The sequence below is a fragment of the Frondihabitans sp. Leaf304 genome, from assembly GCF_001423105.1.
Lineage (GTDB): Bacteria > Actinomycetota > Actinomycetes > Actinomycetales > Microbacteriaceae > Frondihabitans.
The window spans coordinates 218,955-244,207 of the sequence record NZ_LMNV01000005.1 but is presented as its reverse complement, the minus strand read 5'-3'; the positions used below and the strand labels follow the sequence as shown (position 1 = coordinate 244,207).

The 25,253-nt window shown below is 68.0% G+C and carries 16 protein-coding genes; 4 read left to right on the top strand and 12 right to left on the bottom strand.

The annotated features are described in order from the left end of the window. Positions 1 to 3 precede the first annotated feature (3 nt). Together ASF54_RS14570 and ASF54_RS14565 are read right to left on the bottom strand one after the other, a co-directional pair. Positions 4 to 1,485 (bottom strand): hypothetical protein, encoded by a 1,482-nt coding sequence (locus ASF54_RS14570; protein ID WP_055964679.1) that lies wholly within the window; start codon positions 1,483 to 1,485, stop codon positions 4 to 6. Beyond that, positions 1,482 to 9,716, bottom strand: coding sequence for a pectinesterase family protein (locus ASF54_RS14565; RefSeq protein WP_157510214.1), 8,235 nt, complete (start codon positions 9,714 to 9,716; stop codon positions 1,482 to 1,484). The genes ASF54_RS14570 and ASF54_RS14565 overlap by 4 nt, the downstream gene beginning before the upstream one ends. 506 nt (positions 9,717 to 10,222) lie before the next feature. Here ASF54_RS14565 and ASF54_RS14560 point away from each other — a divergent pair. Further along, the gene (locus tag ASF54_RS14560; protein ID WP_162237145.1) at positions 10,223 to 11,323 is read left to right on the top strand and encodes a Fic family protein; all 1,101 of its coding nucleotides are present in this window, start codon (positions 10,223 to 10,225) and stop codon (positions 11,321 to 11,323) included. Between the two features lie 122 nt (positions 11,324 to 11,445). After that, a complete protein-coding gene (locus ASF54_RS14555; protein ID WP_055964670.1) occupies positions 11,446 to 13,386 on the top strand; it encodes a LamG-like jellyroll fold domain-containing protein in 1,941 nt (646 codons plus the stop codon). 147 nt (positions 13,387 to 13,533) lie between these two features. On the opposite strand, the gene ASF54_RS14550 is transcribed toward ASF54_RS14555, so the two are convergent. From ASF54_RS14550 to ASF54_RS14520, 7 genes are all read right to left on the bottom strand, one after another. Next, on the bottom strand, positions 13,534 to 15,324 hold the full coding sequence (locus ASF54_RS14550; protein WP_055965419.1) for an alpha/beta hydrolase family protein: 1,791 nt from the start codon (positions 15,322 to 15,324) through the stop codon (positions 13,534 to 13,536). 364 nt (positions 15,325 to 15,688) lie between these two features. Next, positions 15,689 to 16,393: an aspartate/glutamate racemase family protein gene (locus ASF54_RS14545; RefSeq protein WP_326934340.1), complete on the bottom strand. Its 705-nt coding sequence runs from the start codon at positions 16,391 to 16,393 to the stop codon at positions 15,689 to 15,691. A 5-nt stretch (positions 16,394 to 16,398) separates the two neighbouring features. Then, positions 16,399 to 17,427: an ornithine cyclodeaminase family protein gene (locus ASF54_RS14540; RefSeq protein ID WP_055964667.1), complete on the bottom strand. Its 1,029-nt coding sequence runs from the start codon at positions 17,425 to 17,427 to the stop codon at positions 16,399 to 16,401. Next, a complete protein-coding gene (locus ASF54_RS14535; protein WP_055964664.1) occupies positions 17,427 to 18,326 on the bottom strand; it encodes an ABC transporter substrate-binding protein in 900 nt (299 codons plus the stop codon). Before ASF54_RS14535 ends, ASF54_RS14540 begins: the two co-directional genes overlap by 1 nt. A gap of 63 nt (positions 18,327 to 18,389) precedes the next feature. Beyond that, positions 18,390 to 19,865, bottom strand: coding sequence for an MFS transporter (locus tag ASF54_RS14530; RefSeq protein WP_235481098.1), 1,476 nt, complete (start codon positions 19,863 to 19,865; stop codon positions 18,390 to 18,392). A gap of 191 nt (positions 19,866 to 20,056) precedes the next feature. After that, positions 20,057 to 20,671: a GntR family transcriptional regulator gene (locus ASF54_RS14525; protein WP_055964661.1), complete on the bottom strand. Its 615-nt coding sequence runs from the start codon at positions 20,669 to 20,671 to the stop codon at positions 20,057 to 20,059. Positions 20,672 to 21,162: 491 nt separating this feature from the next. Beyond that, the gene (locus tag ASF54_RS14520; protein WP_055964658.1) at positions 21,163 to 21,906 is read right to left on the bottom strand and encodes an alpha/beta fold hydrolase; all 744 of its coding nucleotides are present in this window, start codon (positions 21,904 to 21,906) and stop codon (positions 21,163 to 21,165) included. Between the two features lie 53 nt (positions 21,907 to 21,959). On the opposite strand from ASF54_RS14520, the gene ASF54_RS14515 reads away from it, so the two are divergent. After that, positions 21,960 to 22,385, top strand: coding sequence for a MarR family winged helix-turn-helix transcriptional regulator (locus ASF54_RS14515; RefSeq protein ID WP_055964655.1), 426 nt, complete (start codon positions 21,960 to 21,962; stop codon positions 22,383 to 22,385). Between the two features lie 99 nt (positions 22,386 to 22,484). Here the strand turns inward: ASF54_RS14515 and ASF54_RS14510 are convergent, their stop codons facing one another. Continuing rightward, the gene (locus tag ASF54_RS14510; protein ID WP_055964651.1) at positions 22,485 to 22,892 is read right to left on the bottom strand and encodes a nuclear transport factor 2 family protein; all 408 of its coding nucleotides are present in this window, start codon (positions 22,890 to 22,892) and stop codon (positions 22,485 to 22,487) included. Next, positions 22,883 to 23,689 carry an MBL fold metallo-hydrolase gene (locus ASF54_RS14505; protein WP_055964647.1) on the bottom strand — a complete coding sequence of 269 codons (807 nt, stop codon included), beginning with the start codon at positions 23,687 to 23,689 and terminating at the stop codon, positions 22,883 to 22,885. Before ASF54_RS14505 ends, ASF54_RS14510 begins: the two co-directional genes overlap by 10 nt. Before the next feature lie 87 nt (positions 23,690 to 23,776). Here ASF54_RS14505 and ASF54_RS14500 point away from each other — a divergent pair, with 87 nt between their 5' ends. Further along, the gene (locus tag ASF54_RS14500) at positions 23,777 to 24,649 is read left to right on the top strand and encodes an AraC family transcriptional regulator (RefSeq protein ID WP_162237144.1); all 873 of its coding nucleotides are present in this window, start codon (positions 23,777 to 23,779) and stop codon (positions 24,647 to 24,649) included. 179 nt (positions 24,650 to 24,828) lie between these two features. On the opposite strand, the gene ASF54_RS14495 is transcribed toward ASF54_RS14500, so the two are convergent. Next, a complete protein-coding gene (locus ASF54_RS14495; RefSeq protein ID WP_055964641.1) occupies positions 24,829 to 25,248 on the bottom strand; it encodes a MerR family transcriptional regulator in 420 nt (139 codons plus the stop codon). Positions 25,249 to 25,253 lie beyond the last annotated feature (5 nt).

Genomic DNA, 25,253 nt, shown 5'->3' with positions numbered 1-25,253 from the left:
CCGCTAGAGCACGCGGCCCAGCAGGCGCCGCCGCCACAGCAGCCACGCACCGACGCCGACGCCGAGAAGGGCGAGGCCGCCGCCGACACCGGCGACGATCGGCAGGAGCGCGGACCGCGCCGAATCGGAGGGAGCGGCCAGCACCGCGGTCGGCGCACCCGCGGCCGGTGCCGAAGCGCTACCGGGTGCGGCAATCGCGACGGGGGTGCCGTCGACGCTGACGGCGACGTGCGAACGAACGGAGTGAGAGGCTCGGTTGGCCCAGCCCGTCGAGGTGGTGCCGCCCGGCTGCCGCGCCTGGGCTGCCGCCGAGGTCGTCCCGCTCGATCCGGATGAGCTGGAGGATCCATCGGATCCGGCGGACCCGGACGTCCCACTTGCACCGGGCGCCGGCGAAGACGAAACCGGAGACCCCGGAGTGACAGGAGACCCCGGCGTGACAGGAGACCCGGGAGTCACCGGAGACGCGGGCGAACCGGGCTGCGCGGGGTCGTCGGCACACGACGCGACCTGCAGCTCGGCGCTGCGCGTCGTGCGCGGAGCCGCGTCGTCGCTCACCTCGACGCGATAGGCGCCCACCGCAAGGCCCGCGAACTCGACGCGGTGGTCGAGGTCGTCGCCGACGAGCGACACGATGGGCTGACCGCTGCCCGAACCAGACCTGGTGAGAGCGACGTCGTAGCCTCGACCGGTTACGAGCGAGGCAATGTCGGCCGTGATCGACCTCGAGCCGCCGACCGCGGTGCACTCCGAGATGGTGGTCTCGAGGCTCACCGGCGCGGCGCATCCGGGCAGCGTGACGCTCTCAACGGTCGAGAGCCCGTCGTCCGACTGGTCGGTGACCCGCACGACGTAGTCGACTCCCGCGGTCAGTCCGGAGAAGTGCTTCGTGATCTCCGGCTGGGTACGGAACTGGAAGTGCTTGACGACCTCTCCCCCAGTGAGCACCTCGATCAGATACGTGGTGCTGCGGCGGAGCGACCCGACGCTGAGATCGAGACCCTGCTGCGCACTGCGGTCCGGGTTGGTGCAGTTCGTGGTGGCCACCCGGAGGGAGACCGGCGAGCACGGGGTGGTCGTGCCCGAGACGGTCGCGTCGGATCCTGAGCCCGGTGTGAAGTCGCGCCCAGCTGAATCCGCGCCGAACGAGTTGAGATCGACCGAGTAGCGGTGTGCGACGGTCGGGTCGAAGTCGTAGACGCCCGGAAAGCTGCCCTTGAACACGCGCCAGTCATCACCCGACGAGTCGCGCTGGGTCGACCCGTCGGTCTGGATCTCTCCGTCGACGACCACCCGCACCTCGCCCTTGTCGACGAAGCCCTTCGGCTTCACGACGAGAGAAGAGCAGGTGTCCGAGATGCCCGGAACGGGCGCGGGCAGAGTGTCGGCATGGGCCGCCGGAGCGGCAAGGAAGGCGAGGCTCCCGGCCACGGCGACCGCGAGGGTCACCGCGGCCAGACGGCGGGGCAGGATCGAGGCGCTCATCGGGCGGTCGGGTTCCAGCCGTCGGTGCCGGCCAGGTAGCTCGAAGCGGTGAAGCCCGTCGCCGCGGAGTCGGTCAGCTGAGGTCGCGTGGCCGGGTCGACGATCGTCGCGCCGGCGCCCGTGTTCTGGTACTCCGAGAACCGACCCGCCTTCCACGTGGTGACGGCGTCCCAGTCGTTCCAGGGCTTGGCCTGGACGATGCCGGCTCCGAGCTCGGTGTTGCGCACGACGACCTGGGCCTGGCCCTGAGTCGAATACGGGCGACCGAGGTAGACCGTGTTCGCGGCACCGTCGGTCAGGATCCGACTGTCGGCGATCAGGAAGCCGAACGGCGAGGCAGCGCCCACCGACGAGTCGGTGAGGGTCGCGCCGGGCCGGTCGAGCACGTGGATGGTGCTGCGGCTCACCACGGTGACGGCCCGTCCGAGGATCAGGTCGGACCCGCCCTCGATGTACGACGAGGTGATGGAGATGCGGCTGAATGTCGCCGCGTTCGCCGTCGACGCCAGAACCGTCTGCTTGTCACCGAGCAGTCGCACATTGTCGAAGACCTGCTTGTCGCCCGACTTCACCTGCACCGCGGTGGCCTGCGCGCCGGCCGTGGTGGCGACGCTCTTCAGCGTCACCGCCCGCAGCGTCCACTGGTTGCCCGAGATGGTCATCGCGGCGACGGTTCCGCCGGGGGCGGTGATGACGACGTCCGAAGGATCCCCGGTGGCGCCGACGATGTTCACGCCGTAGCGGTTACCACTCACGATCGGGCCGGTGTACGTGCCGGGCTGCACCAGGATCGTGCGGAAGCCCTGCGCGGAGTAGTCAGCGTTGTTGGCCAGGAGGCCCGGGCTGGCAGCCACGAGTGCACCCGACGCGTCGACCTGGCCGAGGATCGCCTGGATCGAGGTCGCGTCGCCCGAACCGTCGGCCGCGACCACGTAGTCGACCTTGATCGGCGTCGCCGTGGCACCGGACGACGCCAGTGAGACGTTGCCGGAGGCGTCTCGGGCGACCACCGAATACGTGTAGGCGGTGCCGATGACGACGGTCGAGTCGACGAACTTGGTCGTCGAGGCGCCGGTGGAACCCGCGAGCGTCGCAGCCCCGGTGCCCGCGACGCGGTAGACGTCGTATCCGGCGAGGTCGTCGTCGGAGTCGGCGGCCCAGCTCACGGTGACGGAACCTTTGCCGAGCAGGGTCTGCACCTTCGACGGAACCGCGGGGGCGATGCTGTCGCCCGGGGCGGGCGTCACCGTCACGGCTGCCGAGAGAGCCGACTCGTTGCCGAAGACGTCGACCGCGGTCACCCGGTACGAGTACTCGGTTCCGTTCGTCAGGCCCTGGTCGGTGCGCGTCGCACCGGTGAGGAGGCTGTCATTCACCTTCGTGCCATCGCGGTAGACGTTGTAACCGGCGAGGTCGGACTCGGTGTTCGGAGTCCACGAGAGGATCGCCTTCGAGTCGGCCGCGGCACCCGCGACACCGACCGGGGCCGCAGGCGGCGCGGTGTCGGCAGGAGTCGCCGAGACCGTGACTGCGGAGGCACGGTTGCCCGAGGCGTCTTTGGCCACCACGGCGTAGGTGTAGGCGGTGCCGTTGACGAGCCCGGTGTCGGTGAAGCTGCCGACGAGACCCAAGGATCCGACGAGCGTCGCCTGCGACGGCGTCACACTCGCCCCGGTGGACCGGTAGACGTTGTACCCGCCGAGGTCGCTGTCCCCGGGAGCCGTCCAGGTCAGCGTCGCCGACCGGTCACCCGTGCTGGCCGCGAGCGCCGAGACCGGGGCCGGAGCCGTAACGTCGGCCGGGGTGGCCGGGTCGGCGACCTCCGGGTACCAGGTCGGCGCGCCGAGCCAGTTCGCGACCGTGACGGTCGTCGACTCCGCGGGAGACAGCTGCGGGCGCGACGCGGTGACCGTGGAGCCAGCTCCGGTGTTGACGTACTCGGCGAAGCGCGCGTTGAGCCAGGCGTACCCGTTGAAGTCCTGCCACGGCGCCGACTTGATTCCGGCACCGAGGGCGGTGTCGCGCACGATGGCCTGCGGGGCGTTCGCCGAGGTCGTCGTGCCCTGCGCGTACGGCCCGCCGAGGCGGACGTCGCTCACTCCGGTGGCCGGGGTGATCGCCCCGCCGATGACCAGGATCCCGTTGCCGCCCGCGGCTGTCGTCGACGGGATGAAGACGGTGCCGGAGGTGCGGGTCGGGGTGATCGTCGTGGCGTGGATGACGAGCGTGGCACGACCGAGGACGATGTTGGTCGCGCCCTGGATGGTCGACGACTCGATCAGCTGGCGGCTGGTCGCCCCGGCGGTCGGAACGTCGGCCCACACGGCCCGGTCGGTGGCACTGAGAGCGACGCCGGTGAGCAGCACCTTGTCGCCGGTCATGGAGACCGCCGGGCCGTTGCTGACGCCGGAGGTGTTCGCGATGCCGACGTTCGAGACGGTGACGTTCGATCCGGTGATACCGACGGTCGGCGTCGCGGTCGAGTTCGTCAGCGTGACGTCCGAGGATCCTGCGCCAGCGCCGATGATCGTGACGTTCGAGCGCGCGATCGTGGTCGTGCCGGTGTAGGTGCCGGGCTGGACCTTGATCACCCAGGGGGCGGTGCCGGTCGCCGCGTCGACCGCGGACTGGAGCGTCGGATACCGGGTGCCGGCCTCGACGGTGGCGTCGATACGGAGGCTCGGGGTCACGGTCGCCACGGTGGAGAGGGCGGATTCGTTGCCCGCCGAGTCGATGGCCGAGACCCGGAAGTCGTACGACTGCCCGTTCGTCAGGCCGGTGGCCGTGTAACCGGCCGTGGTCGTGGTGCCGACGAGGTCACCCTCGCGGTAGACCCGGTAGCCGACGACGTCGGCCTCGGTGCTCTCCTGCCAGGCGAGCACGGCCTGCGAGCTCCCGGCACCGGCCGTGACGCCGACGGGGGCGGACGGCGCGGCAGCGGTGGCGGGGTCGACGACGGGGTTCCAGCCGTCGGTGCCGGCCAGGTAGATCGCGGGCGTGGCCTGCGCCGCCTGGGCGACGGTCAGCTGGGGCCGGTTCGCGTTCGTGGTCGCGCCCGGTCCGGTCGTGCCCGATTCGGCGAAGCGGCCGTCGGTCCAGACGTTCGGCGCGAAGTCGACCCAGGGCTGCGCGGTCGAGATGCCGGCCGACATCCAGGTGTTCTTGATCGTCGTCTCGCCGCGCGAGTTGTCGGCGTAGACCCCGTCGCTCCAGGAGCGCCACGGGCGGCCGAGGGCGAACGAGCCGTCGTTGTCGCTCGCGATGCGACTTTCGACAACGAGGTAGCCGTGCGACTTGCTCGCGGTGCTCGGCGCGAAGATGGTGCCGCCGTTGTGGGCGGTGGCGTGGATCGTCGTCCGGTCGAAGACCGCCGTCGCGCGACCGAAGATGAAGTCGACGTTGCCCTCGATGAAGCTGTTGACGTAGTACTGGCGCGGGTAGCCCGAGCCGTCGGCCGAGATGTTGCCGTTGGCGTCGGCGTTCAGGGTGTCCTGCACGCCCAGGAGTCGCACGTTGCTGTACACCTGGCGGTCGCCGGTGGCGCGGAGGGCGACGGCCTGCGTGTTGAAGTTGCCGATCTCGGGGTGCGAGGCGCTGTCGAACGAGTTGCGGATGGTGAGATCGCGCACCTGCACACCGGCACCGCTGAGGGTGACCGTGGCGCTGCCCGCGGTGCCGCAGGTCGCAGCCGTGACGGCGGGGCAGGTGGAGGAGGAACTTGCCGTGCCGTTGGCGTTGTCGAAGGTCAGCACGACGTCGCGGGCGTTTCCGGTGGTGCCGGCGATGATCACGTTGGCCTTGGCCGACGAGACGACGCCGCGGTAGGTGCCCGGCTCGACCAGGATCACCTTCGGCTTGGTCGCCGTTCCCGCAGTGATCGCGGTCAGCGCCTGCTGCAGGGTCGTGTAGTCGCCCGACCCGTCGGCGGCGACCGTGAGGTCGGCGACGAGAGGCGTGACGGCGGGGGTGGCCGAGGCTTTCGCCCCGTCCGACACGAGGCCGGCGCGATCGACGGCCACGACGAGGTAGTGGTAGTCGGTGCCGTTGGTCAGTCCCTTATCGACGAAGGTCGGCTTGGCGACCTCGGCGACCAGGTGGGCTGCATCGACCTCGACATCGTCGGAGCCGGCCGAGCGGTAGACCCGGTACGCGGTGACGTCGGCCTCGACCGAGTCGTTCCACGACAGGCCGACCTGCTTCTCGGCGGGGGTCGCAACGAGACCGGTGACGCTCGCCGGAGCGATGTCGGCGGCGGGGTCGACGACCGGGTTCCAGCCGTCGGAGCCGGCGAGATAGGTGGCGGAGGTGTAGCCGGACGCCTGCGCGTCAGAGAGCTGGGGCCTGGTGGCGGAAACGCCGGATCCTGGGCCCGAGTTGGCGTACTCGCCGAATCGCGCGCTCTGCCACTGCGTGGTGATGCCGCTGTTGACCATGTTGGTCCAGGTCTGGGTGGAGCTCACGACCGGTCCGAGCCAGGTGTCGCGCACGACGACCTGTGCCACGGCGTTGGTGTCGGCGACGGAGGTGCCGTCGGCCTGGGCCTTGCCGGGCTGCCACGGGCGACCGAGGTTCTGAGAGCCGTCGGGGGCGCTGCCGATGATGCGGCTGCCCGTGATCAGGATCCCGAACTTCTGCGACAGGTCGGTGCTGGCCGCGGTGACCGCCCCGTTCGGCGAGGTGCCGTGGTCGAGCGCCTTCAGCGTGGAGTCGTCGATGACGACGGTGCCGCGGCCGAAGATGAAGTCGACGTCACCCTCGACGTAGCCGCCGTGGAAGTACGAGCGGGCCGGGGTGGCCGACGACGGGCTATTGGCGTACCAGGTGTCTTGGTTGCCGAGCAGACGCACGTTGTCGTAAGTGAGGCGGTCGCCGGTGGTGCGGAGCGCGACGGCCTGGCCGTTCGCATAGGTGCCCTCGACGTAGGAGTTCTCGACCGTGAGGCTGCGGAGCTGCACGTTGTTGCCGGTGATCACGAGGGTGGCGCTGCCCGAGGTGCCGTAGGTGTCGGCGACGCCGTTCGTCGAGGTACCGGTCGGGGTGCCCGCGGCGCGGTTGCCCGTGATGACGACGTCGGAGGCGCGACCCGTTGCGCCGACCACGATCGTGTACGGCTTCTGGATCGTGTCGTACTCGGCGTAGCGGCCCGCGGCGAGCGAGATGACGGTCGGGTCGGTCGCTGTTCCCGCCGGGGCTGCGGCGAGTGCGTCGGCAAGAGTGGTGAAGTGCGTGGCCCCGTCCGAGGTGCCCGCGGGATCGACGGTGATGTCGGTCACGAGGGGCGCGGCGGCGACGACCGCGGTCACCGCCGCGGACGGCAGCGACGAGACGCCGGTGCGCGAGGTAGCCACGACGACGTAGCGGTAGGTGGCGCCGTTGACGACCGTCGTGTCGCTGAAGGTCGGGGAGTCGACCGAGGCGATCTTCGAGAAGGCACCGGTTTCGTCGGCGCGCAGCACGTTCCATCCGGTGACTGCGGCCGAGGTGTCGTCGCTCCAGGTGAGGTGGACTACCCGCGAATCGGGGGCGGCGACGAGGTCGGTCGGGGTGGTCGGGACGGCCGTGGGCGCCGCGGTGACGGGGTTCCAGCCGTCTTTGCCGGCGAGGTACTTCTCCGGGGTGGCGTTGGCCGCGTCTTTGGCGGTGAGCTGCGGGCGGTTCGCGTTGACGGTGGCGCCGGGGCCGGTGTTGCCGAACTCGGCGAAGCGGGCGCTCTGCCACGTGAAGTTGACCTTGACGCCAGCGGAGTTGGTCGACGCCATGTCGTCCCAGGGGGCGGCGGTGTCGACGGCGGCGGGCAGCCAGGTGTTCATCACCACGACGGAGGCGAGGGCCGAGGGGTCGGCGCTCGGGTGCCACGGGCGGCCGAGGTTGATGGTGCCGGCGGCGGCGTTGCTGACGACCTTGCTGTCGGTGATCAAGAAGCCGTACTTGCTGCCCTTGTCGGTGCTGGCAGCGGTCAAGTAGCCGTTGTTCGCCTTGCCGCGGTCGAGCGACTTGAAGGTGTCGCGCTGGAAGACAGCGGTACCGGCACCGAAGAGGTAGTCGACGTCGCCCTCGAGGTAGCTGTCGACGTAGTACTGGCGGATCCTTGTGGTCGGCTTCGGGGTGTCGGCCAGAAGGGTGTCCTGGTTGCCGAGCAGACGAACGGTGTCGGCGACGAACCGGTCACCCTCGACGCGGAGGGCGACGGCCTGCGCGCTGGTGATCTGCGGGTTCGCGGCCTCGTCGAAGGTGTTCGCGACGGTGAGGTGGTCGAGGGTGATGTTGGAGCCGGTCACGAAGACGACGGCGCTGCCCGCGGTGCCGAGGGTCGACTCGGGCTCGTCGGGGTCGGAGCTGCCGGAGGCGCGGGCCGAACGGATGACGACGTCACCGGGCTTGGCGCCCAGTCCGTGCAGGGTCACGTTCGACTGCGCGATCTCGAACGACTCGTCGTAGGTGCCGGGCGCGATGTCGACGCGGTAGTTCGCCAGCGATGATTTCGGGATGGAGTCAAGCGCCGCCGTGATGGTCGGAAAGAGCCCCTGGGGGCCGACGGTCAGGACCGTCTGCACGAGCGGGATCGGGATGGGGGTGGTGAGTGAGGTGCCCGAGACGGTGCTGCTCGCCTTCGAGACGTTGCCGACCGTGTCGCGCGCGGTGATCCGGTAGTAGACGGTCACGCCCTTGGGGGCGCTCGAGTCGACGAAGCGCGGCGAGACGCCCGCGTCGGCGGTCGAGACGGTGGAGAGGAGCACGTAGGTGCCCGACGAGGCGGTGCTGCGCGAGACCGAGTAGCCGGCGACGTCGAGGTCCTTCGGCGCAGTCCAGGCGAGGTCGAGACCGGCCGTGGCGTCCTGGGTCACCTTGAACGACGACGGCGCTCCGGGAGCCACGTTCGGGTTGTTGGCCGTCACAGCGAGATACGAGGAGGTGTTGCCCGAGGTGTCGACCGCGCGGATCCGGTAGTAGTCGGTCTCCCCCTCCGTCACCGAGACGTCGGTGAAGGTCGTCGCGACCAGGGCCTTGGCGCTACCGGTCGGCAGGTACGGCACGTAGACCTCGTCGCCGTTGCGCTTGGTGACGAGGTAGCCGGCCAGGTCGGCCTCGGTGTTGGCCTTCCAGGTGACGGTCACTCCGCCCGTGGCGAGCACGACGACCTTGGGGCTCGACGGCGCCTTCGGGGGCGTCGTGTCGCCGGGAACGACGATGCTCGCGGTGACGACGGAGCTCGAGCCGACGGCGTTGGTCGCGGTCAGCGTGTAGTACGAGGTGGCGCCGGCCGGGGCGCCGGCATCCGAGAAGCTCGTGGCGGTGGGCGACGCCGCGTTGATCCGAGAGAAGGATCCGCCGGCACTCGTTCCCCGCGACAGCACATAGCCGGTCGCACCGGTCGAGGCGGTCCACGACAGGGCGGGCACGTTGCCCGAGCCGAGCTTCACCGAGAAGCCCGTCGGCGATGCCGGCGCGACCGGCGCACCCGCCGGGCGGGTGGCCGTCGCGCTCGTCGCACTCGACACGTTCCCGGTGAGGTCGACGGCGGTGATCCGGTAATACGACTTCGTGCCCGAGGGAGCCTGGGAGTCGGTGAACTGCGACGTCGACAGCGGGCTCGAAGTGAGCAGCGTGTAGGTGCCGCTCGACGATGCGGCACGTGACACCGAATAGCCCTTGAGGTCGGGCTCGTCGTTGTCGGCCCAGTCGAGGGAGACGCCACCAGCCGAGACGGAGGACTTCACGCTCGCGGGCGCATCGGGCTTGGTCGTGTCTTTGGCGACGATGCTCTTCACGCTCGAGAGCTTCGAGACGTTGCCGGTCTTGTCGACCGCCGCGACGGCGTAGAAGTACGAGGTGCCGCCGGTCGCCGCCGGGTCGGTCACCTTGACGGCCGTGGTCGAGGCCACGAGCGTCGACGAAGTGGTCACACTCGTCGACGTCGACCGGTAGACGCGGTAGGTGGCGAGGTCGGAGGCCGAGACCTTGCCCCAGGTCACGACGGCTCCGACGCCACCGAAGTAGGAGGTCGCCAGGCTGCTCGGCGCCGAGGGGGCGGTCGTGTCGGTCGCACCGAAGGCGCTCTGCAGCGGGAGCGCCGAGGCGGCCAAGGCGGCGATGCCGAGCGCCGCACCGGCGACGTGAAGGCGTTTTCTCGTGCGAGCACGCGGGCGGGGTCGCAAAGACGACTCGGGCGAAGTCGACGGTGCAGTGGAAGCGGGCGCAGAGAAATCGGGCGCAGAAAAGGGTGCGGGCATGGCTTTCGGGAGCCTTCAGCTGAGCGCCATAGCCGGGCGAGCGCACACCAAAGAGAGCTGCCGGGTAAGCATGGTGGACGGCGCGATCGGGTATCGCGGAATTCGGGTTGTGATCTCACGCGCGGTGCTCGGGTAAGCACTGCGCGTGTCCCCATAGTGGGGGACTCGTCACCGAAAATCAAGTAAAACTCAGAAGCGTCGCCAGCGCAGTTCAGCCGACGCAGGCCGACTCCGCCCGGAGGGTCAGTCCGTGAGACGTGCCGCGGATCCTTGCATCGCTGCCGTCTCGCTGCCATCGACCGACCGTCGAGAGTTGAGCCGAGAAGAAAGTGGCGGCAACTTATACGTTATTGACACTTATCGCGAATAAGTGACATTATTGGCAAAGTTATTGACACGAAGGAGTTGGAATGTCCGCGTGGCCAAAGCACACAGCCCACACAGTGCCATGGACGAGTACTGGCCGACGCGGTCCACGCGATGACCGCACGCTCAGCTCAGTCACGGTGTCTTTGCCGCCCGAGATCGCCGACCTCACGCCGCCGAGCGCATCAGGGCGCGACCTCGCCAGGGCGCGGTGGGAAGCACGCGACCTCGAACGGGTCGCCGACGGCCTGCTCAGCCCCTTGGCCGGATTCCTGATCCGCATGGAATCCGTCGCCTCCAGCCGAATCGAGCACGTCGAAGCGACACCCGTCGCGTTCGCACGGGCGATCGGCGGCATCAAGGAGAACACCTCGGCAACGTCGATGGTCGCAGCTGGCGAATCGATCACGGCACTCATCCAAGCCTCCACCGAGACGATCTCGCTCGACGAAATCCTGGCCGCACACCAGGCGCTCATGCACCATGACGCCGGTGCCTCCGAGGGGCGCTACGCCGGTCAGGTGCGCGACGTGCAGAACTGGATCGGCGGCTCTCAGTACTCCCCACGGAATGCGCTTTATGTCCCGCCACCGCCGGAGGCCGTCCCCGGCTTGCTCGACGACCTCATCGTGTTCTCGAACCGGAACGATATCGAGCCGATTACGCAGGCCGCATTGGCGCACGCACAGTTCGAGAGCATCCATCCCTTCACTGACGGCAACGGCCGCATCGGCCGAGCCCTGATCGGTGCGATCCTCCGCCGGCGTGGTGTAACCCCCCACACAGTCCTCCCGGTTGCCAGCGCTCTCGCCGCCGACACCGCGCACTACTTCGCGCTGCTCACGGCGTACCGCTCGGGCGACGCCCTGCCGATCATCTCGGACCTCGCCCTCAGCGTCGAAACCGCCGCCCGAGAGGCTCGGGGCACCGCCCGCGCCTTCGCCGCGTACGAGGAAGCCTGGCGCGCGCGAGTCTCGCCCCGCGCGGACAGTGCAATAAATACGATCCTGCCTGCGCTCCTCGCCCTACCGGTCTTCACCGTCGAGCAGCTCGCCCAGGCGACAGGTGTTCCGGAGAGAAACGTCTACCGCGCAGTCGAGACGCTCAAGGAGCACGACGTTGTCCAGGCCGTGACCGAACGAATCCGTGGTCGCGCCTACGCTGCGATGGACATCCTCGACGAGTTCGACGACCTCGACACGCGGATTCGCGAGCGCATTACGCGGCTTCGCGGCACGTGAGCGACCGGTAGCCGCATCCCGCCATCCGGCTCGAGGCTGTCGCCCTCCCGCGACGGACGGGACGACTCGTGTTCACCACGCGGTCGCATATCGTTCCGCGCCGGTCACTATCGTGCGGCGCTGTGAAGAACTCGCCCCGTGATCCCGAGCACACGCCCCTCTCCCGCCGCGGCTTCCTCGTCGGTTCCGGCCTGGTCGGTGCTGCCGGCCTCGCCGGAGCTAGCGCCCTGCAGAGCGCGCCCGCTGTCGCCGCACCCCTCCCCTCGACCGCCGGCGCAGCCGTCCCGCTAACCGCCACAGCCACTTCCACTCAGACGGCCGCGCGAGGAAAGTCGGGGCGCTGGAAGCCGGACACCACCTCCCCGCGTTTCACCGTCGCGGTGATGCCCGACACCCAGTACATGTTCGACGGGGCGGCGGTCGACGAGGCGCCGATGCGCGCCTCGCTCGAGTACGTCGTTCGCGAGCAGGCCCGTCACAACACCGTCTTTCTCGTGCACCTCGGCGACCTGACCCAGAACGGTGCGGCGTCCGAGATGACGGCGGCCGGGGCGGTCTTCGACGTGCTCGACCGAGCGCACGCGCCCTACAGCGTGCTCGCCGGCAACCACGACATCGACTCCTCGACCACCGACCAGCGCGGCCCGACGCCCTACCTCGACGTGTTCGGCCCGAAGCGATTCCGGCGAGCGCCGGGCTGGATCGGGTCGAGCCCCGACGGCTACAACAGTGCGCATCGCTTCACCGCGGCCGGTCGCGAATGGATCGTCCTCGCCCTCGACTGGCGGACGAGCGCGAGCGGCCTCGCCTGGGCCAGCTCGGTCTTGGCGGCACGACCGCATTCGCCGGTGATCCTCACCACGCACACGCTCGTCGACTCGGATCCGAACGGAGGCGCCGCGTTCGACGCCTACGGGCAGCAGCTCTGGGATGACTTCATCGCCGACCACGACCAGGTGTTCCTCACCCTCAACGGCCATTACTGGGGGCCGGGGCGCACCACGAAGCAGAACGCCGCCGGCCACGACGTCGCCCTGCACCTGACCAACTATCAGAACCGCTACTACGGCGGGGCGGCAATGATCCGGCTCTATCACGTCGATCTCGAAAGGAACGTGATCGACGTCGAGACCCTGTCTCCCTTCTTGCTCGGCGGCGGCCTCGGCGCCTCCAATGAGCTCGCGGCGCAGGAGCTCACGCTCAGCGGAGACGTCGACCGCTTCACCATGGAGGTGGACTTCGACGCCCGGTTCGCCGGCTTCGCGCCGATCGCACCACGCCCCTCTCGCCCGGCGGCCCGAATGCTCGTGCCGGGAACCCTCGCGTACTGGCGCTTCGAGGGCCACTCGGATGGCGCCGCGCTCGCTTCGTCGACGCGAGTGCGCGACCAGAGCGGCCACGGGAACCACCTCGAAGTGGCCCCGCGGGCCGGCGCCGTCGCGGGGGCGCTGCGCTGGTCGACCGACCACCACCCCGACCAGCCGGGTGCGGGAAGCCTCGCGCTGCAGGGCGGTAAGCCCGCTGGCCAGCATCTGCGGACGGTGAACGCCGCGCCGATCAACACACAGCGCTTCACCGGCGGGTACACCGTCGAGGCGTTCTTCTTCCTGCCGACGACATTCGACCCCAGCGCAAACGGCTTCAGCGCCCTGCTCTCGCAGTTCTCGAGTGCGGGCCAGGCCGGCAAGGCCCGGGGTGCGGGCGGCGACCCCGACGAGCCCGCGGTGACGCTGAGCCTCTCCGGCGACCGCGAGCTGCAGTGGTGCGTCTATCCGGCAAGCCAGGACGGCTCGCTGACGAACTGGGGGCACGAGCTCCCGCTAGGAAAGTGGTGGCACGTCGCCGTGGTCAACGACCGATCACACACGGTGATGTACGTCGACGGATGCCCGGTGGTGAGAAACCCGTCGACGCGCAACCGTGGGCTGAGCACCATCGGCAAGCCGTGGCTGCTCGGCGGGTACCGCTACGGCGGCGTACTCGACCAGGTGTTCGTCGGGTCGATCGGCGACGTCCGGATCGTCGGTCGCGCCCTCGAGCCGGGCGAATTCATGATTGCGTGATCTGGCGGGCGGTCGCTTCTTCGAGTCGTCGAAGTCGCCAGCCCGGGACTTGCTCAAACGCGCGCGACAGGACGGTCAGTCGAGCTCGAAGCAGAAAACCCCCGATTTCTCGGGGGTTTTCTGTGGTTGCTCGACTACAGAATTGCTTTAACGCGTGTAGGTCAAGGTGTTCGAGACCGACACGATCGTGACGACGCAGGCCATGATGAAGCCGCCAATGTACGGATTACCGGTCGCGCGGTAGATCTTTCTCGTGACGACAGCCGCGACAGGCAGGATCACGACGATCGGGAACAGCCAGATGCTGTTGATGCCGCCGAAGCCGGAGATCAGCTCGCCTGTGATGAAGAAGTGCGAGTACTGAGCGATCACGAGAATGATCGGGGCTATCCCGTTAGCGAGCGCGAGGACGGCGGTGTTGCCCCATTCCCGTCCGCGGATGGCGAACCTGTTGAAGGAGTTGATGGCAACCGAGTTGGCCAGGAAGTACAGGAGGAAGAACGGCAGGTAAATGCCGGCGATCGCGAGCTTGTTCGGCGTGAAGGTCGGGATCGCGATGACCCAGAGTCGGAAGTCGGTCGTGAAGAAGTACGCCAGCACGAACACGATCAGGAACGCGGAGGCGACCACGATCGCTCCCAGGAGGATTCCCTGCCAGAATCGCCTCCAGCCGGGCAGCACGCCGATGTCGCGGAGGCTCACACCGGTGCGCCTGCCGACGACGCGGTACGACACCGTCATGATGACGATCGCGACGAGGCCGTTGAGGGCCGCCCAGAGGGCGATGATCCACACCGCACCCTGCGGGTTGATCGGGGGATCACCCAGGAAGCTGACGGTACCGACTGCGGTGTTCGCACTGATGATCCAATAGCTGACGCCCGACACGATCGCCGAGACGACGAGGCTGCCCCAGAACCACAGCAGCCCCCGTCCCTCGCGGGGGACGAGTGCCGGAGCGGGGCCGGCCCGCAACCCGGCAAACGCCCTGGTGCCGAGGAGGGAGGTGGCGAAGGCGATGAGGAACATCCCGAATCCGACGAGGCCGAGAGCGTTGAAGCCCTCTTTCAGCTGCCAGATCTGCGAGCCGGGGGCGATGGCGGTGGGTGCCCCGAGGGTTTTGTCGAAGTACGTGAGAAGCGACGTCACCTCCTGCTTCGAGAACGGCCCCCAGGGGTGAGTCTGGGCCGGGTTGTCGATCTCGCGGACGGCATCCCGGCCATCGACCGACTGGGTATAGGTCGTGTACGGCTTGCGAGCGGCCTGGCCCGACGGGTCGGCACCGAAGTGGAGGAACGATTGGGCGTTCGGGGTGCCGATGTAGTCGCGCGGGGCGGTGAGTGCGACCCCATTGGCGTCGTAGCTGCGGAAGAAGAACTCGTCGTACTGGTCGGCCTGCACTCCGACGTCGCGATCGCCGTAGTAGTTGACGTACTTACCCGTCTCGTCCGTGTAGATCGGATCGTTGTCGACGAGGTAGACCGACGAGATGAGGGGGGTCGCAGCCTTGTCGTCGATGGGAATGGCGAAGTTGGCCGCGCGGGCTCCGTTCGAGTGTCCGCTGATGCCGATTCGCGTCGTGTCGACGTACGGCAGGCTGGCGATCTCCTTGACTCCGTCGTACATACCGGTGGCCGCGTCCATCTCGTGGCCCTCTTGCAACGGGTCGGATGAGGCGTGGCCGTACATGTCGATAGACAGAACGACGTAGCCACGGCGGGCAAGCTCGACGTAGTTGGAGTCTTGCATCTGCTTGTTGTTCCACCAGCCGTGGGCCAGCACGATGGCGGGGCGCTTGTCGTCGGCGCTGGCACCGTCCGGGACGAGCAGGAGAGCGCTCATGGTCTTGCCCGAGCCGGTCACCCAGCTCATGTCGTGGATCTTGACCGCTCCACCGACGGTCTGCACGATGGAGGCGCCAATTGACGAGACCAACATGATTACCAGAGATAGAACGAGCCAGAACAGCGGTCTCTTGTGTTTCGTGAGGTGCACTTTTCCCTACTTCATTGTCGGGACCGACCAGACCATTCTGAATCGGAACTGAGAAGAACCTTGTGGTTCCTTATGAATACAAAACGGTTCGGTCGCATGATGCAACTCATCCGCACATACGTGCGAGTTCCCCGCCGGGGAAGTTGCCCTGCACAGGTTCGTCGCACCCCTGGATGAGCATCGTTGTGCACATTTGTTCACCTGCGGCCAATAGCGAGCATGCGGAAGACCAACCCGCACAGGCGCTCTGTGGCCAGAGGACGCCATCCGTGCCCCGTGGTAGTCGGCGCTTTGACCTACAGGTGTTCTAAACGCTCCAGCTGCGGCGCTTCGCCCGAGGAGACGCGAACGAGTCGATCTTGCTCGTTGAAAGCCCCTGGCGGATCAGGGTTTCGACGAGGGCCGACGCGGCGGCGACCCCGTCGATGACCGGCACGGGCAGGCGGTCCCGCACGTGCTCTTCGAGGCCGGCCATGCCCGCGCAGCCGAGGCAGATGACTTCGGCCCCTTTCGCAATTGCTCGCTGTCCGGCCGCCACGAACGCTTCAGCCGTGGCGAAGGGATCCTCGTCGAGCTCGAGTACGCCGAGGCCGGTGTCTTCGATCGCGGCGCACCGGTCGATGAGGCCGGCGGTAGTCAGGCTGTCCTCGATCTGTCCGACGGCTCGCCGCACCGAGGTGACGACTCCGTATCGACGTCCGAGCGGCATCGCGAGGTGGGCGGCGGCCTCGGTGATGTCGACGACCGGGATCGACAGCAGTTCGCGAGCTCCCTCCCGACCGTGCTCGCCGAATCCGGCCATGACGACGCCGTCGATGTCGTCGGGCAGGCTCTCGAGAGTCTGCAGAACGGCGGCGGCGCTGATGAAGCTGTCGTACCAGCCCTCCGCCGAGGCCACACCCCAGGCGGGAGTGATGCCGACGATCTCCACGTCCGGGCCGACGGCGAGCCGGGCGCGTGCCGCCGCGGTCTCGGTCATCGACTCGGTCGTGTTGCAGTTGACGACCGCCATGCGGATCACGAGGCGGCCCCGGCCAGGGTCGAGAACGGGGCCGAGGATCCGGGCGCTACCGCTACGGGCGTCCCGATACCGCGGTCCTGGGCAAGCTGGATGACGCGAGCAGCGACGGCCAGATCCTGCGCGCCCAGCCCGACCGAGTCGAACACGGTGATCTCGCCCGGGCTCGTCCGGCCCTTCGCCGTGCCCGCGATGACCTCCCCCAGCTCGGCATAGTGGGCGCCCGCGCTGAGCGCGCCTTCGGCTACGGCCTCGAGCAGGTCGCCCGATTTGGCGAGCGCGGTCGCACGGCTGTCGACGAAGACGGTGGCGCGAGCCATGGCCTGTCCGTCGAGTTCGCGGTGGGTCGGCCGGGGTCGGGCTCCGACGGCGTTGATGTGCTGGCCTGCGTGCAGCCAGGATCCGAGCACGATCGGATCGACGGACGGGGTCAGCGTGCAGAGCACGTCGGATTCTTCGACGACTTCCTGTGGCCCCGCGGCGATGACGCATCGCCCGGGCAGATCTCCGCCGACCTCCTGTAAGAACCGATCGATCGTGGCCGAGGAGCGCGACCAGAGCACGATCCGCTCGAACGGTCGCGTGGCGGCGAACGCCCTCGCGTGCTCGATCGCGAGGTTGCCCGCACCGATGATGCCGAGTGTCCGGCTGTCGGGGCGGGCGAGGTGACGGGTGGCGACGACGGAGGCCGCAGCCGTCCGCCGTCGCGTGATGGCCATGCCGTCCAGCACGGCGATGCACTCCCCGGTCACCGACGACGACACGAGGATCGTCGAGCGCTGCGTCGGCAACCCCCGGTCGGCGTTGTCGGGGATGTCGGCCATGAGCTTGACCGCGACGAGCCCGAGTCGGTCCGAGCGCACCGCCATGGGCAGGAAGAGCGCGTCGTCGGCCCCGGTCAGGGCGACGGGCGCGGGTTGCTGCATACTGCCGGAACCCAGGTCGGCGTGGATGGCTTCGACCGCCTCGACGACGTCGACGGCCCCGATGACCGCGCCGATCTCCGCTGCGCCGAGGACGACGGTCATCAGGCGTTCACGGCGGAGTACGCGCCGACGAGCTCGTCGAGGGTCGGGACGTGCGTCGTGAGGCCTCCGTCGAACAGGATCCTCATCCATCGGTCGGATGCGTCGCGGTCGACGACGGCGGAATCCCAGACGCCTCCGGCCGCCATCTCATCGGCAGCACGGCGCAGTAGTGCCTGATCCTTGTCGGGCCAGCGAGCCGCGAGGACCGCCTCGATCTCGACGTCGGCGTCGTGGGATGTGATCTTCGTCATCCCGGCCGCGATGCCGTCCATGAAGCGGTCGATCCGGTCGCTCAGCTCCTCGACCCGTTCGGTGAGGCAGTAGTAGACACTGTTGGGCATGACGCCTCCCGACTGGAGGTGCCGGAAGACGATGGTGCCGCCGCCGGCCGCGACGAGTTCTTCGGCCGAGACGAGGTCGAGGATGATGGCGTCGCCGAGGCCGCTCTGGTAGAGCTCGATCAGCATCGCGGTCGAGAGGTCGCGGACGAAGCGGGTCTTTGACACGTCGAAGCCCGCTTCGCGGATGAGGCCCGCGGTGAACTCGTAGGGAGCACTACCGCCGGCCCCGGGGGCGAGGACCACCTTGCCTGCGAGCTGGTCGAGGGTGATCGGTGCCGTCTCGGTGCGCGACACGATCGTCATGGGGAACATGCGGTTGAGCTGCCCGACGACGCTGAGCTTGCGAGACGTCCCCGCGTACATGGCGGGAACCCAGAGTCCTCCGAGGGCCAGGTCGGCGGCACCCGACTCGATGTCGTCGAGCACTCCCGTCCACGGGTCGCAGGCCGTGGCGGTGACGTTCAGGCCACGCTCGGCGAAGAGCCCGCCCTGGTCGGCGACGTACTCGGGCAGGTAGTTCAGGCCGTTGGCTGTTGCGGAGATCTTCAGGGTGTCCATGTGTTCCTCCAAAGGAATCGAGGGGTGGAAGGGCGGGTCGGAGGCTCCGACCCGCCCGAGAGGTCAGACCCGGCTGGTCGCCAGGGCGTTCTCGTTGACGTCTTCGAGCGAGCGACCGCGAGCTTCGGGGGCGAATCGGGAGGCGACGACGAGGATGGCGTACATCACGGCGGCGAGGCCGAAGACGCCGGCGAAGGCGAACGACCCGTAGAGCGCGATGGCGAGGAACGGCATGACCGCGCCGGCGATGTTGCCGATGCCGTTGACGATCGAGGCACCGGAGGCGCGGATGGCGGTCGGGTAGACCTCCGCCGTCCACGCGGCGAGCGTGGTGTTCGTCAGCATCGTGAAGAACTGGAAGAGAGCGCCGAGCACCAGGATCGCGCCGGTGTCATTGCCGAAGGCGGCGAATGCCAGGGCGGTGAGGCAGCCGAGGATCCCGGCCGACGTGACCATGGCCCGCCGTCCGACCCGGTTCGCGAGCAGGGCGGCCGCCGTGCAGCCGAGCAGCGAGCCGATGTTCATGATCATCGTGTAGAGCAGGCTCTGCGAGACGGTGTAGCCGCGCTCAACCAGCAGCGTTGGCATCAGGAAGTTCAGAGTGACCTGCGAGCCGAACGCCATCCAGGAGGCGACGCCGATCGCGATGGTGCGCTTGAGGACGAGCGGGTGGAACACGGCCGCCGGCGAGGAGTGCAGCGCGACCGGGGGAAGGTCGGCCGGGGTCAAGGTGACCGGCGACTTCGCGTCGGCCGGAGGCCGCAGGCTGTTCGAGGCGAGGATCGCCAGCGAGCGGTTGGCCTCGTCGATTCGCCCCTTGGAGAGCAGCCAGCGGGGCGTCTCGGGAAGCCTGCGGCGGTAGAGGACGACGAGCAGTGCCGGCAGGGCGAGGAGCACGAAGCTCCAGCGCCACACCTGGCCGTCGCCGCCCAGCGGAACCGCCAGGGGTCCGAGCAGGAGCAGGAAGAGACCGTACGAGATGAAGTTACCGATGCCTCCGGCGCCGACGTTGATCGTGGCGATGAGGCCGCCGCGGTAGCGGGTGGCGACCATCTCGGAGAGCATGGCGATGCCGATCATGAACTCGCCGCCGACGCCGATGCCGACGATGAAGCGGCTGACGAGGAGCATGTCGTAGTTGAACGAGAGAGCGCTCAGGAGACCGCCGAGCGTGTAGATGAGCAGGTTGAGGCCGAGCGAGAATCGACGGCCGTACTTGTCGGCCAGCCAGCCGGCGAGGAAGCGTCCGACCAGGCCGCCGATGACGGTCGCGGTGTTGATGGTCGTGAGCTGGAGGTCGCCGATCTGGAGCGACGCCTTGATGTTAGTGGCCATGGCGCCGACGGAGTTCTGTTCGAGGGTGTCGAAGAACTCTCCGGCGAGGATCAGCATCAGCACCGCGAACTGGGCGCGGGTGAAGCCGATCGAGTCGAGGGCGGAGGCCACACCGTTGCTGGTGTCGGCCGAGGAGGTGGGAGGTGTGGTGCCGATGGGAGCTGTCGTACCTGGGGGAACTGTGGTGCGCGTTACAGCAGTCATGGGTGACTCCAGCGGAAAGAGGGTTGCGATGCCAGAATTCGTTCTGCATCGTGCGGACACTCTTTTGTATACGAAAAGGTGTTTCCGGCTGGTTTCGTCGAAGAAACGCTTTGTTACAGACCCGCGCAAGACCTGGTGGAGTCAACGATTCCCCGGAAAGTCTTCGTCAGGGATCCTTGTTTCGTATACGTTCAGTTACCGAGGGTGCTCAGGGTCGCCTCGTCGCGCCGCAGGTGCTCCTCCATGAGGAGGCCGGCCTGAACGGGTGATCCGCGGAGGATCGCCTGAGCCACGGCGGCGTGGTCTCCGCCGCTTTCCGCCACCTCTTCTTGGGTGACGCGCTCGAAGGCCCACGCGGTCTGGTGCAGGAGGCGCTCGATCATGGACTCCAGGTGGGCGTTTCCGGATGCCTGGGCGACCAGCCGGTGGAACGTGAAGCGGGGTGACTGCACTTCGACCTCCTGGTCGGAGCGCTGCTCGTTGATGACCGCGCGAAGAAGGTCGGCGCTGTCTCCGCCTCGATGTCCGGCCGCGAGCTCCGCAGCCAGAACCTCCAGGGCACGGCGGATCTGCATGAGCTCGATGACCGCATCAGCCGATGAATCGGCGACGCTCACACCCTTGAACTTCTCCGAGACGACGAACCCCTCGGTCTCGAGCTGGCGAAGGGCCTCGCGGACCGGCACTCGGGAGACCCCGAACCGCTCGGCGATCGCATCCTCCTTGAGGCGCGTGCCCCTGGCGAGACTGCCAGCGATGATCTCAGCGCGAAGAGCTTTGAGGACGGATGCGGGTTTGGACTCCACGGCTCGATCCTAGGGGCGCACTGCCTGGTGTAGCCGTGCGAGAGCCCGCCCCGGTCTCGGCCGACCCGAGGCCGCGGTCGAGGCCTTCGGTTTCGTAGTCGACGCTGACTTCGTTTCGTTCGGGAGACCGACGCTGCCGGCCGGCCCCTGGCCGTTGCTGGTGGCCACACGCTCATGGCCGGCTTTAGCCCGGACCAATCCTTCTGGCTCACTGACTCGTTCCACTTTCCGGAACCTGGAATTAACTGGGATCCTGATACCGCGGGCGGTGCCGGTGCGTTGTAGGTGGCGCCGTCTCTGCAATGGGCCCAGATGACGTTGATCCGCTTTCGCGCCGGGGTGATCAGAGCCTGCCTGTCGGACTTGCCCTCACGTCGCTTCCTTTCGTGGAAGATGCGGGAGACCGGACATGTCCCCGGACCGCGCAGGCGTACCAGCCCCACGGCATCCGATAGTTGATCGATTAGAGGGAGTGTCGAGGGCGTCCCGAATCAGGCCGGAGCGAGGAACGGGTCGATTACCGCCCACGTCGCAGTGGGGGCTTCGAGATGCGGCAGGTGTCCCGCAGCTTGGACCTCGGCGAAGGACGCTCCGGGGATCGCGGCCGAGACTCGGCGGCCGTACGCCGATGTGACGATCCGGTCGCTGGCACCGAACACGACGAGCGTCGGCACTGTGATCTGAGGCAGGCGCGCGAGGAGCGTCGGGTCGCTCATGCTGGTACCGGCGATTGCGGCCATGGTCCGCCCGTTGGACTGCTGGATGGCGCGCTGGTCGTCGGTGAGGGTAGCCGGGTCGATATAGCCGCGCTCGGGATCGTGCCACGCGGCTTCGGCGAGCCCCCGCGCGTCGAGGCCAAAAAAGTCCGCGATAGGTTCACCGTCCACGACGGCCCCAACACCGTCGATGTTGACAACGGCACCCACGACGTCGGCGTACCGGGCGTCCGAGCCGGCTTGGAGTGCCATCTCGAGAGCTATCCACCCGCCGATCGAGGAGCCGACCAGCACCACGTCATGCTCGCCCTGTTCACGGAGTTGTTCGAGGTAGGACGCAGCGAGATCGGCGACGGACGAGATGCTGTCCGGACGAGGAATGCCATCCCAGCCCGGGTGGGTTGGGGCGAGGACGCGCATGGTCGGACTGAGGTGCGCGATAATCGGCGCGACGGTGCGGGGTCCGCCACCCCCATGGAGAACGAGTGCGGTGCGGGGCATGGACGTCTTGTCGGTCATTACTACCTCTGTATCTCAATATGTTTATCTACGTGTGCTGATACAGTAGCACCGTGACCACGAATCTGGAACAGCTCGGTCAGGCAATCAAACGAGCGCAGTACCGCAACCATCGGGCAATGGACGCCGCACTGCGCGACGCCGGCGTGACGCTCGTTCAATGGGACGCGCTGCGCGCGATCGACAGGATGCCTGGCGCATCCGGTCATGCATTAGCGGTCGCCACTTTTCAAAGCGATCAAGCGTTCGGCACCCTTGCAAACAGGATGGTCGACCGCGGGCTGATCGAACGGAACGCGGGTCACGGGCGCCGAATCGGCCACACGCTCACCGCGGCCGGACGAGCAGCCCTGTCCGAAGGGCAACGCATCTCGGCCGACGTGCTCGGCAACATATTCGCCCCGCTTGATGAACCCGACCGGGCCGCCCTGGCCAGAGTGCTCGACACCCTCGCGGGCGACAATTCACCGTCTCGATAGCCGATCCGCTACCGGACACAAGGTGAAGTCCGGATCGGGACCGCCTCGCTGACTGGAGCCTGCTATCCCCAGTCAGCAAGACAGTCACGGGAATCAGCGTCAGGCCATGGCGTCGCGGACGAGGGCGGTGTCGACGAACTGTTCGAAGCGGACGATGAGCCCGCCCCGGACGACGAACGCGTGAGCGACGCGAGCATCGAGTGTCTTGCCCGTCGCGCCGTGGGTCGCGGTATAACGGGCAAGCACGACGACATTCTCGCCGTCGACGACGTAGGTGTCGTCGTGAGCGGTCCATTCGACCCAGTCGGCACCGAGCTTCTCCATGACGGCCACGGTGACGCCCTCGGGAGTGCGGTAGGTGCCGGCAAGAGGGAAGCCTGCCATCTCGGTCCACTCGACGTCGGGGGCGAGCGTCGCCCGCAGCGCGTCGAGGTCGCCGGCGGCGGAGGCAAGGTACTGGCGACGGACGACGGCGCGGGGCGAGTCGTCGATCGGGGTCAGCCCCATGTCATCTCTCCCTTGGCAACGCGGGTGCCGAGGTGGGCGGCGACGCCGAGACCAGCGCCCGGGTAGGCGGCCTGCAGGATCTTCTCGGCCCCGTCGGCGGTGTCGCTCGAGGCGACCGCGGCGTCAAAGGCTGCGAGGTAGTCGCGTGTGTGACGGATGGCGGTGACATCGGCGGGGAACGCAGGATCCCGGTGCCCGGCGATCACGAGCGTCGGGTCGAGCGCCTCGAACAGATCGAGCGCCGCGGTCCATGCGGCGCGCTGCTCGACGGTGGCGGTGTCGGCGGTCCAGACGTGCAGGCCGCCGAAGACAAGGATGCCGCCAAGCAGGGTGCGGCTGTCGGCGTCGAAGAGGTACCAGCCGCGGTCGGCGGGGTCGACGTCGGCGAAGCGGACCTCGAGGGCGGCGTCGTCGATGGCGATGTGGTCCTCTTCGAGCGCAGTGAGCTCGACCTTGCGGGTCGGTAGGTTCTCGCCGAGGCTCTGCCAGGCCTTGAGCTTGCCCTCGTAGCTGTGCTCGATGTGCTCGATCACGGCGGCGGGTGCGACGAAGCGGGCGTTCGGGAACGCGTCCTGCACGACCTCGGCGCCGAAGTAGAAATCGGGGTCGCCAGCGCCGATGAACACGGTGGTCAGGGTCTTGCCCGAGTCAAGGGTCGCGGCGACGGCACGGTGACCGGCGGAACGGGTGAATCCGGCGTCGACGAGGACAGCCTCGGTGTCGCCCGTGACGAGCGTGAGGGTCTTCTCGAGAGCCTTATCGCCGGAGTCGAGGACGGTGTAGTTGAGGGTGGTCATGTGGTTCCTCTCGGTTGTTCTGATGGGTCAAGTCTCAAATGAGGAGAGCCACCTGTCACGGTGCGGACCGGTGCCAGAATGGTGAATATGGGACAAGATGAACCACGTGGCGTGCGCTTCTCGCTACCGACCCCTGGGCCGTCGATCGAGCTGACGGGGCTGCGGGACATCATTCGGCGCGGTGGCCGTCGTGAGTTCATTTCGACCCAGCGCCTCGAGTTCGAGATGTTCTACCTGATCGACGCAGGCAGCACCGTGCACGAGGTCGACTTCGTCTCGTATGAGCTCGGCCCCGGCGACGCCCTGTGGGTGCGCCCCGGTCAGGTGCACCGCTGGGGAGACATCTCGACACTGTCGGGCTGGGTCGCACTGTTCCCCTCGCACGCCATTCCCCCAGACGTGCAAGAAGCGCTAGTCGAGCTTGGATACGCGGGCTCCACCTCGCGGGTCACCGCGTGGAAAGCATCGACGCTTGACCGGACGGGGGTCACGGCGGCCTGGCGAGCACTGCACGCTGGCGACTCGCCGGGCGACCACCGGGCCGTGCGGTCGCTGTTGCGCGAGGTCGCGTTGTCGGCGGTCCTGCTGCGACTAGCGACCTCGGCATCCGATCGCACCCAGACGCCCTCCGGTACGACGGACGACCGCGAGGGCATCTACGCCGCCTTCGTTGCCGAGGTCGAGGCGCATTACCGCGACTTCCACCTGGTGTCGGACTATGCCCGTCGTCTGGGCTGGTCGGCAAAGACCCTCGGACGCGCCACCGCAGCACACGGCATGACACCCAAGCAGATCATCGACGACCGTCTCGTGCTCGAAGCCAGACGACTGCTCGTCCACACCACCCAGCCGGTCGCTCAAGTAGGTGGGCACCTAGGCTTCGATGACCCCTCGAACTTCTCGAGCTTCTTCCAACTCCGCACCGGGTTGAGACCCGGGAGCGTTCGAGCCGACGCTTGATTCGATATCAGCAGAGGAATGGATACCGCGACACCGTCAAGCCTCGCCTAAACGCTGTGCACGGCTAGGCCACACGAGACGGTCTCCATACTGCGGTCGCAGAGCTCATTGCGACCACCCCACCTCGGATCGGGCCACGCAGGCTGTTTCGATAGCCGATGGGCAGGCGGACAGTGTCATCAGGCGGCCGAGCGGGTGCTCTCGCTCGCACTTCTCGCCGCGATGGTCTGGCGGTACGCGTCGATCTTCCGTTCCAGCGCGCCAAGGTGCCGCTGGACCTCCGCCTGTCGCTCGAGAACGGTCGCGTGGTGCCGTTCGAGAAGCGCGAGACGCTCGGCATCGTCAGCGCCGGCCCGGTACGCGGACGCGTACTCGCGCATTTCCTGGACATTCATCCCCGTGCCGCGGAGCATCACCGTTCCCGCGAGCCAGCTCAGCGCCGACGTGTCGTAACGACGCCACCCGTCTGAGCCTCGCTCGGGTGCCGGCGCGATGCCTTCCTTCTCGTAGTACCTGATTGTGTCGACGGTGATGCCGAGCATCTCCGCCGCGACGCTGATCGTGACCGGATCGTCGACACGGACCTCGGGAAGCAGCATGCACT